General features: G+C 55.7%; 14 protein-coding genes and 2 pseudogenes. All 16 read right to left on the bottom strand.

What is annotated here, in order from left to right:
- Positions 1-27: 27 nt before the first annotated feature.
- Positions 28-1188 (bottom strand): hypothetical protein, encoded by a 1161-nt coding sequence (locus tag AC3A6J_RS04150; protein ID WP_487858647.1) that lies wholly within the window; start codon positions 1186-1188, stop codon positions 28-30.
- A 16-nt stretch (positions 1189-1204) separates the two neighbouring features.
- Positions 1205-1954: a phytanoyl-CoA dioxygenase family protein gene (locus AC3A6J_RS04145; protein WP_487858646.1), complete on the bottom strand. Its 750-nt coding sequence runs from the start codon at positions 1952-1954 to the stop codon at positions 1205-1207.
- Positions 1951-3033 carry a pseudaminic acid synthase gene (gene pseI, locus AC3A6J_RS04140; RefSeq protein ID WP_487858645.1) on the bottom strand — a complete coding sequence of 361 codons (1083 nt, stop codon included), beginning with the start codon at positions 3031-3033 and terminating at the stop codon, positions 1951-1953. Before pseI ends, AC3A6J_RS04145 begins: the two co-directional genes overlap by 4 nt.
- 9 nt (positions 3034-3042) lie before the next feature.
- Positions 3043-3558, bottom strand: a complete 516-nt coding sequence (pseH, locus tag AC3A6J_RS04135; RefSeq protein WP_487858644.1) for a UDP-4-amino-4,6-dideoxy-N-acetyl-beta-L-altrosamine N-acetyltransferase — start codon at positions 3556-3558, stop codon at positions 3043-3045.
- Position 3559: 1 nt separating this feature from the next.
- Positions 3560-4675 (bottom strand): UDP-2,4-diacetamido-2,4,6-trideoxy-beta-L-altropyranose hydrolase, encoded by a 1116-nt coding sequence (gene pseG / locus AC3A6J_RS04130; RefSeq protein ID WP_487859336.1) that lies wholly within the window; start codon positions 4673-4675, stop codon positions 3560-3562.
- Positions 4672-5472, bottom strand: a complete 801-nt coding sequence (locus tag AC3A6J_RS04125) for an SDR family NAD(P)-dependent oxidoreductase (protein WP_487858643.1) — start codon at positions 5470-5472, stop codon at positions 4672-4674. The genes pseG and AC3A6J_RS04125 overlap by 4 nt, the downstream gene beginning before the upstream one ends.
- 4 nt (positions 5473-5476) lie before the next feature.
- On the bottom strand, positions 5477-7090 hold the full coding sequence (locus AC3A6J_RS04120) for an aldo/keto reductase (protein WP_487859335.1): 1614 nt from the start codon (positions 7088-7090) through the stop codon (positions 5477-5479).
- A 5-nt stretch (positions 7091-7095) separates the two neighbouring features.
- A complete protein-coding gene (pseC, locus tag AC3A6J_RS04115; protein ID WP_487858642.1) occupies positions 7096-8259 on the bottom strand; it encodes a UDP-4-amino-4,6-dideoxy-N-acetyl-beta-L-altrosamine transaminase in 1164 nt (387 codons plus the stop codon).
- Entirely contained in the window at positions 8259-9257 is a 999-nt protein-coding gene (pseB, locus tag AC3A6J_RS04110; RefSeq protein ID WP_487858641.1) for a UDP-N-acetylglucosamine 4,6-dehydratase (inverting), read from the bottom strand. Before pseB ends, pseC begins: the two co-directional genes overlap by 1 nt.
- A gap of 1 nt (position 9258) precedes the next feature.
- Positions 9259-10536, bottom strand: a complete 1278-nt coding sequence (wecC, locus tag AC3A6J_RS04105) for a UDP-N-acetyl-D-mannosamine dehydrogenase (protein WP_487858640.1) — start codon at positions 10534-10536, stop codon at positions 9259-9261.
- Entirely contained in the window at positions 10533-11687 is a 1155-nt protein-coding gene (wecB, locus tag AC3A6J_RS04100) for a non-hydrolyzing UDP-N-acetylglucosamine 2-epimerase (protein ID WP_487858639.1), read from the bottom strand. The genes wecC and wecB overlap by 4 nt, the downstream gene beginning before the upstream one ends.
- Positions 11688-11793: 106 nt before the next feature.
- Positions 11794-12954: a polysaccharide biosynthesis/export family protein gene (locus tag AC3A6J_RS04095; RefSeq protein ID WP_487858638.1), complete on the bottom strand. Its 1161-nt coding sequence runs from the start codon at positions 12952-12954 to the stop codon at positions 11794-11796.
- Between the two features lie 169 nt (positions 12955-13123).
- Positions 13124-14181 (bottom strand): annotated as a pseudogene (locus AC3A6J_RS04090) (RNA methyltransferase).
- A gap of 257 nt (positions 14182-14438) precedes the next feature.
- Positions 14439-14867 (bottom strand): hypothetical protein, encoded by a 429-nt coding sequence (locus AC3A6J_RS04085; RefSeq protein WP_487858637.1) that lies wholly within the window; start codon positions 14865-14867, stop codon positions 14439-14441.
- 46 nt (positions 14868-14913) lie between these two features.
- A complete protein-coding gene (locus AC3A6J_RS04080) occupies positions 14914-15183 on the bottom strand; it encodes a hypothetical protein (protein ID WP_487858636.1) in 270 nt (89 codons plus the stop codon).
- 18 nt (positions 15184-15201) lie between these two features.
- A pseudogene (locus tag AC3A6J_RS04075) lies at positions 15202-15882 on the bottom strand (SDR family oxidoreductase); the annotation flags it as partial.
- Positions 15883-15947: the final 65 nt, after the last annotated feature.

Below are 15947 nucleotides of genomic sequence, written 5' to 3'. Positions count from 1 at the left end.
TTCTAGAATCAATGAGAGCTCACGCCACTACCTCAGAACAAAGTGGCGCTTGACGATGATGAGTGTCCACAGCGCACCCAAAAGTGTCATGAATGCAGGGACTTGAAGGATCGAAACCTCATCAAATACTTTAAAATAGTACAAAGCACCACATAAAATAAAGGTGAAGGCCATGCACAAAATATAGGTCGTCAAAGCGACCAGTCTTTTAGCAAACCACGGCAAATAGCCTAAGTACGCCGAGACTATCGCCAAGCCAAGAGCCTCAGAGATAACGATCGGAATCAGTGCCGCAACGAAACCAATTTCCCCTAGGGGAGATATCTTCTCAGATATTTCACCATAGATGTAGCCCAAAGCGACGGCCAAAATAACGCCGATGATGACTGCCATTTGCGGCCGAAGTATTTTCTGAAACATAGGCGCATGCCGGGCGATCAATTTTCGATAAGGTATCTGATAGCGAACGTTGAAAAGCAAGGCCGCGCCCTGACCGACCTGAGCCATAGCTAAATAAAGGTGTGCTTGTTCGGGAAATACCTTCGCTACAAATATTCTTGGAAGTTGCCGATATGATGCAGTCAGAAGGCCACTTGCCAAGTACATTGTATTTTTGAATATTAACGGTAGTCCTCGGAATCCGAATGACGGACGCAATTCAGCAATCAAAAAGAAAAGCAACACCATCAAGCCACTCATAGCAACAGCGGAAATCAGGAAGCTTCCCTGATAATCAAAACCCAACAAAAAGAAAGCAACCGGGAAGATCAGCCAGATTGATCGCAATCCTTGCATGAAGAACCATCTTCCGAATTGCCTCTGGAACTCGAACTTTCGAGATATTTCATCTGAGATCTTTTCACATAAAAAGATAAAGCAGATGATCCAGGCAACCGCGCCGGTTGCAAGAGAAAAAATTCTCAAAGCACTAAAAAGCAACACAAAGCCCAGGATAGTCACCCAAGTTAGCGCCGCAACATACTCGCGGGCTAAAAGCCCCGTACCTTGCTCGTTCATTCTCTTGAAATAACTTAGATGTACAGGCACCGATGAGATCGCCAACGCCATCATGGCCGTCGGCAATGCTAACGTTAGAACGCCTTCTCTCCCAATAAATGCACCTTCAAGTACAATGGCAGCTGGGCGAAAAAATAAGGGCGCAGCCCTTATTAAGATCAGCTTAATCATTCGCGCCTATGCTTATTCACTGCCATGTAGATTGAATTGCGCTTTCCGAGTCGAGTCCGCTTTTTTTGAATATTCGTTTTACTCCGTCGACGTTTGCAAACGTATAAAGCGTCACCGCATAACGAGCTCCACCAATAATGGGTTTTCCACCGTGTATGCATTTTGTGTCACACACCAACAAGCTTCCCGCTGCAGCATGAACTTCAGTTACCTCTGCGTCGACGTGATCAAAACGACTTTGCCCTAATGGGTATTTGTGGCGCTGAGAGATCAAGCGGGAATGCGTGCCTTCGACGTACTGAAAAGGTCCATTATCAGCAGTGACATCGTTGAGATACCAAATGCACTTTACTTGGTGCGAAAAAGGAGAATCACGATGCAGCCCTCCTCCCGATCCAAGATTATTTTCCTTGGGAAGAACTCTATTAGCCATCAAAAACCAGGCTCGCGTTTTTTTTCCCAAATAGGCGTCGATCGCTCTTATTCTTCTTTCGATCTCGAAGTTTTCCAGCAAATCTTCGATGTCTTGCTCAAAACAGAGGATACGGGTATCCGAACCAATGGCATCGCGCCAAATTCGGCCATTTTCCGTTTCAGATATTTTGTCGATTCTCTCTACCAAAGCCTTGCAGACATGGGGCGGAACGCTGTTTTTTACCACGAACGCTGTTTTTTCCCGCAGATGCTTAAACTCTCCACGTGTGCCGAGAGTGTTCAGCCAAGCCGAACTAATTTGTGCTTTTGCAAAATTTAGTAGAGACATCATTTTTTGCCTGCTTTTATCTCTTCGCATTCGATATGCTGCCACAAGAGGGGTTCGCCTGGCTTTAGAGATTTATTTACCTTCCTCCCCAACACATCTTCATAGTGCTTCGGAGGAAGTCCATATCCCGGGCGAATGGATGTGACATTGCTTTCGGTTAAAACATCGCCGGCCTCGATGGCCAACTTGATGTATAACGATCTTCGAAATTGAAGATTTCCCTTTTCGCTTGGCTTTCTTGAGTAGTCAATTTTCCCCAAAGAATGCCAAGCAGTTTTACTGTCCCGACACAATTGAGTTAATTCAGATGGCTCAAGAGAGAAGCTGTCGTCAGGTCCGCCTCCTTTTCGATCCAGGGTAAAATGCTTTTCTATTATTGAAGAGCCTAGCGCCACACTTGCAATTGCGGTAGTGTTGTCAAGCGTATGATCAGACAGGCCAGTTACCAAACCGAATCGTCGAATCATGTCTGGAATGGTCTGCAAGTTGTAGTCTTCAGCCGGAGCCGGGTATCCGCTCACGCAATGGAGGATCGCCAGCTCTTTGCACCCGCCTTCGCGTGCGGCCGCAACCGCTTCCTCAATTTCCTCCACATCTGCCATTCCCGTAGAAATAATCATGGGCTTTCCTGTGGCGGCTACGTACTTAATTAGAGGCAGGTCGACCGCCTCGAACGAAGCGATTTTGTAGGCCGGAGCATCGAGCTTCTCCAACAAATCAACTGCAGTTCTGTCGAATGGCGAACTGAAGATAGTAATCCCCAACTCACGCGCATAGGAGAAAAGGGGGGCATGCCAATCCCAAGGCATGTGAGCTTCTTTATACAGTTGATAGAGGGTCTTTCCGTCCCATAGTCCGCCGTGTATTTGAAAATCTTCGGTATCGCAATCTAACGTGATTGTGTCTGCGGTGTACGTCTGCAATTTAATGGCGTCCGCCCCTGATTTTTTTGCCTCTTCGATGATTCTCAATGCGGTTTCTAGGCAACCATTATGGTTTGCCGATAACTCGGCGATGACATAGGGCGGCATGTCGGCAGCGACACGGCGGCCAGCGATGTTGATGAAGGGAATATTTGACATCGTGGTCTTTCAGGTTTTCGCTTGCCATTCGGAATTTAGAAGGCCAAGGCACATCACATCGTGGTAAATCTGGCCGTCGAAGTGCTGATCGCGCAAAATTCCCTCGTGCTTGAAGTCAAGGCTCAGATGAAATCTGATGGAGCGCTCGTTGTATGCGAGCACTTGGGCGCAGAGCTTGTGGAAACCGAGCTGAACGAATGCGTATTGAAGGGCGTTCCGCCCTAGCCGCTGGCCAGTGCCTTTGGGCGCGTCGGGAGCGGCGTAAAACCCCCAGTCCCCCACACCTCCTTTGGCGATCTCATGAAGGTTGATAAAGCCCAGCGGCGTCGCGCTTTCTTCATATACGAGCAAATGGCGGGCCGCGTCCTCGGAAGCACGCTCATACCAACGCGCATGCTCAGCAACGCTGACCTCGTGTTGGGTGTACATGTATTGGCGAATCTCCGGATGATTGCGCCACGCACGCACCCGTGGCAGATCGTCCGAGGTCATTGGGCGCACGTGCTGCTGAATCGAAAGATTCACTTCACAATTCCAGTTGACGAAGGACACTTGTCACCCCCGCACCGTCGACGACCGCTGCCGCAGCTCGACTCATCGCGGCCCGCTGGGCTGACGAGCCGAGCAGACCGTTCAATTGCCGAAGAAGATCGGCCTCAATCTCATGCGCGTCGGACAAAACCCTGGCAGCTCCCACCTGCTCCAAACCTCTTGCGACCTTGCTCTGATTGGTCGCCAACACCACCAGCACTGTGGGCAATCCCAGACAGCATCGCTCCCAAGATGTGGCACCCGCCGCCCCGATTGCCAAATCGCTGTCCGCCATCAGTTGGGCCATGTTGGTTGTGCCCACCTCGACCGTGGTTCGCCAGGGCATCGTCTCCGCTGCTAAACGAACTTCTGCAAGCCAAGGGGCTGTATTTCCCATGACGACAGTAATACGCCAGTCGGCTGGTAGCGCGCTGCCCTTCAGCGCATGGAGAATCCGCGTGGTGACGTTGTCCTTGTCGACGCCGCCCATGGTGATGAGAAGGTGCTGGGCACACCCGGTCCTCCGGCGCTCCAAGCTGTAAGCGCGTAGAGCGGCGAACTCTGGTTTTAACAATGCATGTTGAGATCCACACAGCAGGGTGCATGTCGCCGAAACCAAAGCCCGGTAATCCGAAACACTGCGACCAAACGTCTGATCCACCAACAGATCGCAGCAGTGGGAGCGATCTGCGAGATCGTCGATGACTAGCAACTTGTCGAAGTATGGCTTGAGCGCGTGTTCCCAGCGTGCATCGAGGGCGTAGTGATCCACGACGAGCCAGTTGACACGGCGGTTGCCCAGAATGGCAGCACATTCACTCGCATCCTGAGACTGGCTCACGCCAAGCCAACTGGTATGGGCTTCTCCCGGCATGTCATTGCTCACAGGGAGCGGCGTTGCGACATGCTCCTTCGCAGGCAGGGCCTGAGTGGCGTAGCCCTTGCTGCGGATGAAATCGATCAGATTTCCGGGGTGCTCTCGGCAGATAAATTGGCAATCAGCGCCTCGAGCTCGGAGAGCGTCGGCCAGAGTCAGGCAACGCATGACATGTCCCGTGCCGATTTGCACCGAAGCATCGGCCCGGAAAACAATCCGCGGAGTGCCGTTCACCAGCAAGTCCAGCCTCCATCCACCACAATGTTGGCCCCATTAACGAATGATGACGCGGACGAGGCGAGAAACAGCGTGGGTCCCTTAATTTCTTCAGCTTGACCGACTCGGCCCATCGGGACCTTTTGGCTCAGCATTTCGACGAAGTCTGGGTTTTCGTTCTGAACCGAGGTTGACGGAAAGGGCCCAGGCGAGATGGCGTTTACCCGAATTCCTTCTTTTCCAAATTCGCACGCCACATAACGCGTCCACTGCAGCAATGCCGCTTTTGCTGCTCCGTAAAACGGCGGGTTGACGCCGGCTGCCGAATCATAGATCCGCTGATCAGGCGAAACCATCGCATACATTGATGCGAGATTGATAATCGAGGCATCACCACTTTCGCTCACTGCTCTGCGCAATCCCGGCAGAGCCGCGTGAAGTAGATTATGCGCTGCCACGACCGAGACGTCATAGCTACGGGCATATGCTGCGGCATCAGACAGTTCAACACTGCCAGCACCACCAACATACGCGTTGTTAATCAGAACATGAAGTGGCCGAGTTTTGAATTGCTCAAAAAAGATCTCAATCGCGCTCTGATCCGTCACGTCGAAGATCGCGGATTCAGCAGCGCAGCCCTGTTTAACCAATTGGTCAACCAAAGTTTCCACTTGCTCGGACGAACGAGCATTGACAAGCACACACGCACCGGCCTCAGCAAGCGCGAATGCCATGGCCTTGCCAAGATAACCGGTGGCGCCGGTGACCAATACGGTTCTCCCGCACATGGAAAAATCACAGGCAGAGCTTTTCACACGTTCACCTTTTCCAGAGTGCCGGATTGAGGGACGTTTCAGTCAACCTTGGCCGCTCTTTATTGATGTCTTGGACCTGGCTTGCTGTCAAAGTTGGGCGATTGAAGAGATCTAAGTTCCTCCGCAACTGCATCAGGTTTTCCATCCCCACGGTCACTCCGTCAACCCACGGCAATGAGTTGACATAGCTCAGGCACAAGTCCGCAATGCTGTCACGGAGATGTGCCTTCGCACAATCACCAAGCCATCTGCAGACTTCAATCGAACTGTTGACGCAAGCACGACGCCAGAGACTCTCATCGGTACTTAGCAAAAGCCCTTGCAGAAAGGCGCCCCGTACATGCACGACTAGGTTGCGGCGAGACTTGACCTCGAGAATCTTCAAGATGACCATATCCCATCGCCAATCAAGCAGGTTGAATGGCAGCTGAACATATTGGACCTCGGGGATATCTAGTGCCCGCGATAGTTCATCCGGATTTTGCACGGATACGCCCAACTCACCGATCATGCCCGCCTGCTGCAACGACAACAGTCTGCGCCAAGCTCGACCCTCCCAGTCTGAAAGGTGCGAAGAGCGGTGAAGGAGCAGGACGTCAAGTTTGTCGGAACGCAACGCCGCGGAAGACTGAAAAACGCTTGCGTCGACAAATGCATTCAGTACCTGCTCTGAGGCGTCCGGAGGGCAACTCAGCATTGGAGAGAGTTTGGTAATAACCTTTGCCCGTCCCTGCCAACCGTCTTCCAAAGACTTGCCTATGACCTGCTCGCTATTCCCATAAGCACGCGCGGTATCTAGGTAGACAACGCCGTTCGAAATGGCAGTTTTAATCAGTGCCTGACTGGTTGCTTGACTCGGCTGGCCGGTTCTATTGGCTATGCCGTAGGCTCCTCCAAGCTGAGCAGTGCCAATGACGAGTCGGCATACCGGAATATTGACCGTCGGCTGTAGCGGATCGACCGTCAGCTTGCTCACCAAGTCGAAAGCGGGAACATAAATCGGGTCGATGACATCAGAAAACACCCGCTGAATACACAGATAATCATCCAGACAGTCGATGGTGCAGCGGAAATGACCCTTTCCCTCATTTTTGTATTTTCCGAAGAAACTGACCCCGAACTTTTTAGCGACATACGGCGTCACATGCTCTCGTTCATATGCACTGATGCTCTCTCGATCGGCCTCACGCAGATGCGCCAAGCGCGTAACCTCCACGCTCATGCCATATGGCAAGCCGGACTGCTCCCCATTGCAGCAGAGATACTCAAGCCCCTCGGCGACGAACTCTCTCTCCATTTCGTCGAGCAAGGCTCCATCAGGGAATACGTTGTCTGCCGTCAATCGAAACACCAACGTCTCATCATCAAAGCGTGCTAGCGCATGGACCACCCGCTCCAATGTGTTTTCGAGGCTGCCACGAAAACAACCGAGTCCGTGGCTTTGCGCAAGAGCAGCAAGGCCGTCGTCACTTCGCATGGTTGAGGTGGCCACAATGACCTCTCGCCCTGTATTTGCCGCTCGTTTCGCGGCCAGCACTGCAAGAGGCAAGCCATTGATGGGCAGCAGTACCTTTCCAGGCAATCTGGTCGAATTGGTGCGAGCTTGAAGAACAGCCACACTTGTCAAGAGAGTGTCTCCTCCAGCGCGGCTACGACCCTTTCCTGCTGGTCATTCCCCAAGGTCTGGAACATCGGAAGGCTGATTGCCTCGGCATAGTAGCGCTCCGCGTTGGGGTAGTCGCCAAGCTTGAATCCCATCTGACGGTAATACGGCTGGGTATGGACCGGGATGTAGTGCAGGTTAACGCCAATGCCTCGTGTGCGCAGCGCCTCGAACACAGCACGATGGTTGAGCGAGACCTTTTCCAACTGGAGACGGATCACATACAAATGCAATCCGGAATAGCTGTCTGGATGCTGCCAAGGCAGTGTCAAAGGCAGCTTCGACAGCAGCTCGTCATATCTGCGAGCCAATTGATGGCGTTTCGCAACGTACGCATCCAATCGTTCCATTTGGCTCACACCGATGGCGGCCTGAAGTTCCGTCATGCGGTAGTTGAAGCCTAGCTCGATCTGCTGGTAATACCATGGTCCGTCTGCTTCCTGGCTCATACGCGCTTGGTCTCGAGTAATGCCATGGCTACGCAGGAGATCCATCTTCTGAGCCAAGTCAGCACTGTTGGTCAAAGCCATCCCACCTTCAGCGGTCGTGATGATCTTGACCGGGTGAAAGCTGAAGACAGTGATGTCGCTGTGTTCGCAGTTGCCAATGGGACGGCCTTGGTATTGACCACCAATCGCGTGAGAGGCGTCCTCGATGATCTTGAAGCCGTAGCGCTTGGAGAGTTCATGGATGGCCTGCATATCGCATGGCTGCCCGCATAGATGAACAGGTACCACTACTTTGGGCAGGCGCCCTTCTCGCTCTGCTTGCTCCAACTTGCGCGCCAGTGCTTTTGGACAAAGGTTATAGGTGCGTGGATCAATATCCACGAATTCCACTCGCGCACCACAATACAAGCCGCAGTTGGCCGACGCGACGAAGGTGATAGGCGAAGTCCACAACCACTCCCCGGGCCCCAGGCCCAAGGCGAGACAAGCGATATGCAAGGCCGAAGTAGCGCTATTCACAGCGAGTGCGTGCGCAGTACCACAATAGCTGGCCACCGCCTCTTCGAAAGCCGGCACCACGGGTCCTTGCGTCAGGAAGTCCGACCGAAGCACGGACACGACGGCATCAATGTCCGCTTGAGTGATGTCCTGTCGCCCATAGGGAATGGCTTGCATTAAAAACTTCCAATCTTTTCGCGATTGGTTTTGATCCAGCTCCTCAATGTCTCAGCGGTCATCCACTCGGGGTTGTTGTCACTCGCGTACACAAAGCCCTCAGGGACTTTCCTACCGTCTTTGATGCGTTTCTCGCAAGTGGCCCAGCCATTGATGGCCGGCAATATCTTGAAATGCTTTGGATATTCGTACGTGTAATAGGCATCTTCGGAGCTGATCATTTGCTCGTGAAGCTTCTCGCCCGGCCGAATGCCAATAACCTCTTGTCGTGCCTCCGGCGCCACGACCCGAGCGAGATCGGTGACTTTCATGGAAGGAATCTTCCTTACATAAATTTCACCGCCTTCGATGTCCTCAAATGCATGCCAAACCAATTCAACTCCCTCTTCGAGAGAGATCATGAAGCGAGTCATTCGCTCGTCCGTAATGGGCAGGACGCCTTTTTCCTTGATAGACATGAAGAACGGAATCACAGAGCCCCGAGAGCCCATGACGTTGCCGTAGCGCACTACAGCAAAGCGCGTTTCGTGACCACCAGAATAAGAGTTTCCGGCGACAAACAGTTTGTCCGACGCCAGCTTGGTTGCACCATAGAGATTGACGGGGCTGCTGGCCTTATCGGTAGAAAGTGCGACTACACGCTTGACACCTTTATCGATGCAGGCATCGATAAGATTCATAGCGCCGATGACATTGGTTTTTACGCACTCGAACGGGTTGTACTCCGCCGTAGGCACAATTTTTGTGGCGGCGGCGTGGACCACGTAGTCAACGCCGTCCAAAGCGCGATATAGGCGGTCTTTATCGCGTACGTCGCCGATAAAAAATCGCACCCGGCTGTCCCCCTGAAATTTTTTGGCCATCTCCCATTGCTTCATTTCGTCGCGAGAGAATATGATGATTTTCTTGGGATTGTATTTGGCGAGAGTCATCGGCACAAAAGTATTGCCGAACGAACCGGTACCACCGGTGACAAGAATAGTTTGGTCGTTAAACATGTTAGTTTTTCTTTATCCAGACACCTTTGAAATCGAGAACTTTTCCTTCCGGGAGCTTCGATCCCCTAAATTGCTTATGCTCGACGAGCAGCACCTTTATGTCTGCTCGGCAATTTGCCTCCTCCATGGGCTTCAGCGTGAATAGGTCGCTTAGTGAGCCCGTAAGCATTTCGACGTTTGGCTCTACCGCCCAGACTGGTCCTGGATGAATGGAAGCAATGCGGCTTGTGATCGCAAGCGCGGGGCTTTCTCTCAAATCATCGATGTCTGGCTTGAACGCAAGACCGTAGCAGGCAATGACCACGTCTTTCGCAGACTTGGCCGAATTAGCCTGCAGATATTCAGCGACGGCCAGTTTCACCTTCTCGACGACCCACTCGGGCTTACTATCGTTAACCTCACGGGCGGCGCGGATGAGGCGCGACTCTTTCGGTGCGGCACTGACAATGAACCAAGGATCGACTGCAATGCAGTGGCCACCCACCCCGGGCCCTGGTTGTAATATGTTGACTCGTGGATGGCGATTGGCCAACTTGATCAACTCCCAAACATCGATATTCAGCTGGTCACAAATTACCGACAACTCATTGGCAAAGGCGATGTTCACGTCCCGAAAGCTGTTCTCGGTCAATTTGCACATTTCGGCGGCTCGTGCATTGGTGATGACGCACTCGCCCAGAACGAAGATGTTATAAAGCGCAGCTGCCGCCTCGGAGCATCTCTGTGTAATCCCGCCGATAACTCGGTCGTTCTGAACCAGCTCACGTAATACTTGGCCAGGCAGCACTCGCTCAGGACAATAAGCCACCCGAACATCCGAGTCCTCGCCATGCGTCTGAGGAAACGTAAGATCCGGCCTGGCTTCCGCAAGCCAATCTGCCATTTGCTCTGTGGCCCCCACCGGAGAAGTGGATTCAAGGATGACGAGGTTGCCCTTCTTGAGTACGGGAGCAATCGATTTGCTTGCCGCTTCGATATACCTCAGATCCGGCTCATGATCACCCGTGAGACCACTCTTGAACGGGGTCGGAACGGCGATAAGGAAAGCTTCTGCCGGCTCCGCGCGGGTCGTAGCCCGCAAGTACCCTTCCGTGACTGCAGCATGCACAACGATATCGAGATCAGGCTCAACGATATGGATCTGCCCACTGTTGATGATGTCTACAGCCCGCTGATTAACGTCCACACCAATGACTTTGACCTTGCGCGACGCTAAAACGGCAGCAGTTGGAAGGCCAATATACCCGAGGCCGATAACGGAGATGGTCTTGAAATTCATGCGGTCGCTGTTTGAGATTGAGACAAATTGGTTCCAGCGAGCGACAATGCCGCGCTGATGCGTTGACACGCACGACCATCCCCATAGGGGTTATGCGCGTGGGCCATGGCTTGGTACGCAGCGGAATCCGTCAGCAGCGCATGGGTCTGAGCCACGATCCGGAGGGAGTCTGTACCCACCAATTTCACGGTGCCGGCCGCCACGGCTTCTGGACGCTCTGTGGTGTCTCTCATCACCAGCACTGGCTTGCCCAAGGATGGGGCTTCTTCCTGAATGCCTCCCGAGTCCGTCAAGATCAACGCACTACGGTCCATCAAGTACACAAACGGCAAATAATCCAGCGGTTGGATCAGATGCACGTTGGTGATATTGCCCAGCAGGCGTCGTACTGGTTCCTGTACTTGTGGGTTCAGGTGCACCGGATACACCACCTGCACATCGGCGTGATTCGCTGCAATACGTGCAAGCGCTTCGCAAATCCGTTCGAAGCCGCCCCCGAAGTTCTCACGTCGGTGGCCCGTCACGAGCACCAAGCGTTTGGCCGGATCGATGAAACGAAACTGCTCAGCAAAGCCTTGCTGCAATGCCGAGTCCCGCCTGATCAGGTCTCGCACTTGTAGCAATGCGTCGATAACCGTATTTCCAGTCACATGCACATTGTCTGGAGCAACGCCTTCTGCCAACAAGTTGTCGCGCGAGGCATTGGTCGGCGCAAAATGCCAATGTGCTAGAACACTGGTGAGCTTTCGGTTGGCCTCTTCCGGCCACGGAGAATAAAGATTGCCGGTGCGAAGCCCAGCCTCGATATGACCTACCGGAATCCGCTGATAAAAGGCAGCGAGCGTTGCAGCCAGCGTAGTGGAGGTGTCGCCGTGAACCAGCACAGCGTCGGGCCGCCACTTGCTCAAAGTTTCCTTCAATCCCTGCAACACACCAGTCGTGATGTCGGTCAGGTCTTGACCGGGTTTCATGAGATTGAGATCGAAATCCGGGGTGATCTCGAAAAGACTGAGCACCTGGTCCAGCATTTCGCGATGCTGAGCTGTCACGCACACTCTGGTTTCGAAGACCGGCAGCGTCTGCAAGTGCTTCACAAGCGGCGCCATTTTGATGGCCTCTGGCCGGGTACCGAACACGAGTAGGATCTTCATAGGTGCACGCGTTGAGAGACACCCGCTCGAATGCAGCATTCCAGTGAGCGGGTTAAAAGGGGCCAGCTGCTTTTGAAAAGGGCCAACGCAGCCGGTCCCGACCGAATCAGCGGAGCCGATCGGCCGTCGCGCCACCCAGGTTCACCACTTGGGCAGCAGGCAAGATCAAGCTGATCACGCGGTTCCACCTCACGAGCGGAACCGGGTCGACATACACCACGTCTTGCGGTTCGAGCCTGAACTGCCTGGCCAGCACCAAGGCCGCCGGGTTCTTGGCGTCGAGGTGAAAGATCGCGGGCAGCCCGGTGGCGCCCTGGCGAATGACGAAGATCTGGCCAGGGTTGGATGTGGTCAGGATCGGCCCGCCCGCTTCGCCCAGCGCTTCATTCAGGTTGAGGCGGCCGTTGCTGCGCATCGTCAGCGCCGAGGGGCGCAGGATTTCGCCCATCACGTACACCTTGGCGTCTTCGCGGTTGGCGATGCGGACGGTGTCTCCGTTCTTCAGCGGAATGTCGTTGCCGTCGCGGCCGGCTTCGCGCAGGCGCGTCAGGTCGATGTCGATCGAATTGCCGTCGCGCACCAGGGTCACCGCGGCGCGGTTGCCGTTGGCGGTGATGCCGCCCGCACGGTTGATGGCCTCGCTCAGCGTCATCGGCAGGTCGGTGACGATCTGCGAACCGGGCGAGCGCACTTCGCCTTCCACATACACGCGACGGCTTCTGAACGACTGGATGCGCACCGTCACCTCGGGCTCGCGCACCTGGGTGACGATGAGCTTGGAGATCAGCTCGCCGGCCTCGGCTTCGGTGAGCCCGGCCACGCGGACACGGCCGACATACGGAAAGGCGATCTCGCCCGACGAATCGACGATGAAGCCGGGCGCCACGCTCACGCCCGTGGGGTCGGTCTGCTGCGAGATCACGGCGCCCGCGTTGGGCAGCAGCTCGGGGTGGTCATACACGATGACGCCGACGACGTCGCCCGGGCCGATGGTGTAGCGCTGCGGCTTGCCGAACAGCGCACTCACTTCGGACGGCAAGGCCGTGGGCGCGGTCTTGGCGAAGGTGCGCACCAGCGCGGGGGTGATGGGGGTGATGCGGTCTTCGGGCGCCGCATCGGGGAGATACTGAAACTTGGGGGGCAGGTCTTCGGCAACCCGGTAGGGCTCGGCAGTGCCCATGCCCGGAACGACGGCGCAGCCTTGCAGCATGGCCAGCACCAACAACCCAGCGACGGCCGCTGCAGCCGCGTTTACTTCACGAATCAAGACTGACCTCTACGTTTTGTTTCTTTTTGAGCGACATGCTCACAGAGAACCCGCTGTTGCTGAATGCCTCGTTTTCACTCGGATTTTATCTTTCGTTGCAAAACGTTTGGGATTGAGACCGTTGCCAGGGCGACTCGGATGCCAACTAAATGACGACTATTACCTTTTGCTACCCAACACTTCGAAAATATGACAGCGGCTGGATGTATGCAGGTTGGCGCTCGATCACGCGCTGTGCCGCCCGCGCCCTCAACTGACCGCAACCGCCCTCTACGTCCTGCCCTGCCGAATCGCGCAGCTTGGTGAGAATGCCGCGCTGATGCAGCGTGTGGGCCATCTGCTTGCAGCGCACCCAAGCGGGGCGTGCGAAAGCCACGCCATCGACCGCGTTGAACGGAATGATGTTGAGCACGCCGTACTTGCCCGACAGCAGGGCGACGATGCCGTCGATCTCGTCCTCGCCGTCGTTGACGCCTTCGAGCAGCGTCCATTGGTATTGAATGGGGTAGCCCGTACCACGGGCGTAGCGCTCTCCTGCGTCGACCAGCTCCTCGGGCGTCATTGCGGGCGCGCGTGGCAAAAGGCTCTTACGCAGTTCGGCCTTGGTGGTGTGCAGCGACAAGGCAAGCGCAGGCTTCACGCGTTCACGCGGCAGCCGCTCGAACACGCGTGGATCGCCGACGGTGGAGAACACGAGGTTCTTGTGGCCGATGTTGCCGATGGTGCCGAGCAGCTCGATGGCCTCGAGCACGTTGTCGAGGTTGTGCGCGGGCTCGCCCATGCCCATGAAGACGACCTTGCGCACGGGGCGCCGCGTGCGCGCAAGGGCAACCTGGGCCACGATCTCGGCACTGCCAACCTGCCGGATCAAGCCATCACGGCCGGTCATGCAGAACTGGCATCCCACGGCGCAGCCGACCTGTGACGAAACGCAAAGTCCGTCTCGAGGCAGCAACACACTTTCAACGGTTTGCCGTCGGCCAAGGCAACAAGCAGGCGCTCGGCGCCGTCGGCACCAGGGTGAACGGCCTGGATGCGCGCAAGCCCCGCAAGCTCGGCTTCGATCGCTGGCAGCGCGGCGAGCAAGGTAGACGGGAAGAAGGTCTCCGGCAGGCGCCTGCCGCTGCCTCGGGGCAATGCATGCGACCACAGGCGCAAGATGCGCTGCTCGTGGCTCGGGCCAGCGCCAGCATCGCGCAGTCGGCGTTTCAGCTCTTGGATTCGCATCAGCGGCAATTGTGCAAGGCCCGGCGGTGGGACATGAAAAAGCCCGCGCTGAGACCAGGCGGGCTTGTTCGGAATTTGGTCGTGAACTCTTACGCGGTCCACGCTACGGCAAATATTCTTTTGCGGAAGTCATTGTTGTTTTTCTCGTCGTAGTGACTTCGACGCGCTGGTGTGAGATTCAGCTTGCCTGGCCAGGCAACGCTCAGCATTGTGAGCGAGGCCGTATTGTAGCAGACCGCTCCAGCGGCCCGCCTCGGTCACTGCCCGGCCGGCCTGGGTGCCAGATAACCGACCTTCGGCCGTACGCTGTCGTCGGTGTAGCAGGCGCCGGTCGGCGCATAGCGAATGACCTTGCCACCCTGGATGTAGAAGATGTTGTTGCAGACAGTGCGGCTCTCGGAGCAGCTGGTGAACGCGCTGTGGCTCACGTACTTGCCGTCTCCTCGGCGAGCGCCAAGGTTGGTGAAGCACTGCTCCGTTTCCTGGCTGTTGACGTAGTTGCGCGTCTCGACCCCGCTGGCGGTTTGCGCCCGGTACATCGGCATCGTGAGGAAGAGCGGATGCGCGTCCAGGGCCTCTACCGGGGCGCCTGCCCATGCATCGAGATCCTGCTGACGCACGGTGGCACAACCGCTGACGATGCCGACGATGAGTGCGGCGCCGGTGATGGATCTGAGCAACGACATTCTTTTTGGTCTTTCTGAAACGGTGCCGCGGGGCGGTCCGGGATCGTCAACCGCGGGAAAGCTGCCAGGCAGCGAACCCCGCCGCAACCGCCGGAACCAGGAAGTTGAGCAGCAGGATGAGGGATTCGTCTTTCACACTGTAGCCCGCATGCGTGACGCCCACCCACATGTTCACCACGGCAACGACGAGCCAGAAAGGCATGAAGGCCTTCGCGGCCAGCGCCATGGCAGCGGCGCTGTTGCCCCACAGCCATCCGAACAGGATGAAGATCCCCAGCTGGAGGATCCCTCCGGCCATCACGAGCAGGATGTGCATGCGCGGTTCTTCCTCTTTTCAGCGGGTGGTGTAGCCACCGTTGGCGAAAATAGTCTGCCCTGTGATCCACCAGCCTTCGGTTACGAGAAAGCGGATCAGCGGCGCGATGTCTTCGATGTCGGTCAGCCCGGTTTTTGAATACTTGCTCAGCGCGGCGCCGGCCTTGTTGTAGGCGATGGCATCCGGCGTCTCCTGGCCGTAGAAGAAAGGCGTGTCCATGGGGCCGGGGCCCACCGCGTTGACCGAGATGCCGCGCTCGCCGAACTCCTTGGAGGCCGCGCGCGTGTAGTGCTCGACGGGTGCCTTGCTGCCGGGATAGATGCTGTAGAACGGCGTGTAGGCCGCGAGCAGCGAGCTGACGATGGTGACGATGCTGCCGCGCTCTTCGAGCACCCGGCCTGCCTGCTGAAGGAAGAAGAACGCGGCCTTGGAGTTGGCGTCGAAGCTCTTGTCGTAGTCCTCTTCGGTGACATCCTGGATCGGCTTCTTGATGACGATGCCAGCGGTGTTGATGCCGACGTGAACCGCGCCGAACTGCGACTTCGCCAGGTCGAACAGCCTGGCGTTGTTGTCGACCACCGAAAGGTCCCCCTGAAAGGTGACCACGTCGGCGCCCTTCTCCTTGAGCGACGCCGCGGTCTTCTCGGTTTCACCTTTGGACGACTCGCTGTTGTAGTGCAGGACGAATGATCTTGCCCCCGTATTTCAGGACACGGACTATTCGCAATGTAGCGTCTGCTCGATCTGAGCAAGGCGCTGGTGGG

Source organism: Variovorax sp. Soil_C_39 (genome assembly GCF_057656815.1).
This window is presented reverse-complemented; position numbering and strand designations above follow the sequence as displayed.

Excerpts from the sequence above, each read along its gene's own strand:
- pseB (WP_487858641.1), bottom strand. The coding sequence starts at position 9,257 with ATGTTTAACGACCAAACTATTCTTGTCACCGGTGGTACCGGTTCGTTC.
- AC3A6J_RS04085 (WP_487858637.1), bottom strand. The coding sequence starts at position 14,867 with ATGTCGTTGCTCAGATCCATCACCGGCGCCGCACTCATCGTCGGCATC.
- AC3A6J_RS04145 (WP_487858646.1), bottom strand. The coding sequence starts at position 1,954 with ATGATGTCTCTACTAAATTTTGCAAAAGCACAAATTAGTTCGGCTTGG.
- pseC (WP_487858642.1), bottom strand. The coding sequence starts at position 8,259 with ATGCAAGCCATTCCCTATGGGCGACAGGACATCACTCAAGCGGACATT.
- pseI (WP_487858645.1), bottom strand. The coding sequence starts at position 3,033 with ATGTCAAATATTCCCTTCATCAACATCGCTGGCCGCCGTGTCGCTGCC.
- wecB (WP_487858639.1), bottom strand. The coding sequence starts at position 11,687 with ATGAAGATCCTACTCGTGTTCGGTACCCGGCCAGAGGCCATCAAAATG.
- wecC (WP_487858640.1), bottom strand. The coding sequence starts at position 10,536 with ATGAATTTCAAGACCATCTCCGTTATCGGCCTCGGGTATATTGGCCTT.
- AC3A6J_RS04150 (WP_487858647.1), bottom strand. The coding sequence starts at position 1,188 with ATGATTAAGCTGATCTTAATAAGGGCTGCGCCCTTATTTTTTCGCCCA.
- AC3A6J_RS04080 (WP_487858636.1), bottom strand. The coding sequence starts at position 15,183 with ATGCACATCCTGCTCGTGATGGCCGGAGGGATCCTCCAGCTGGGGATC.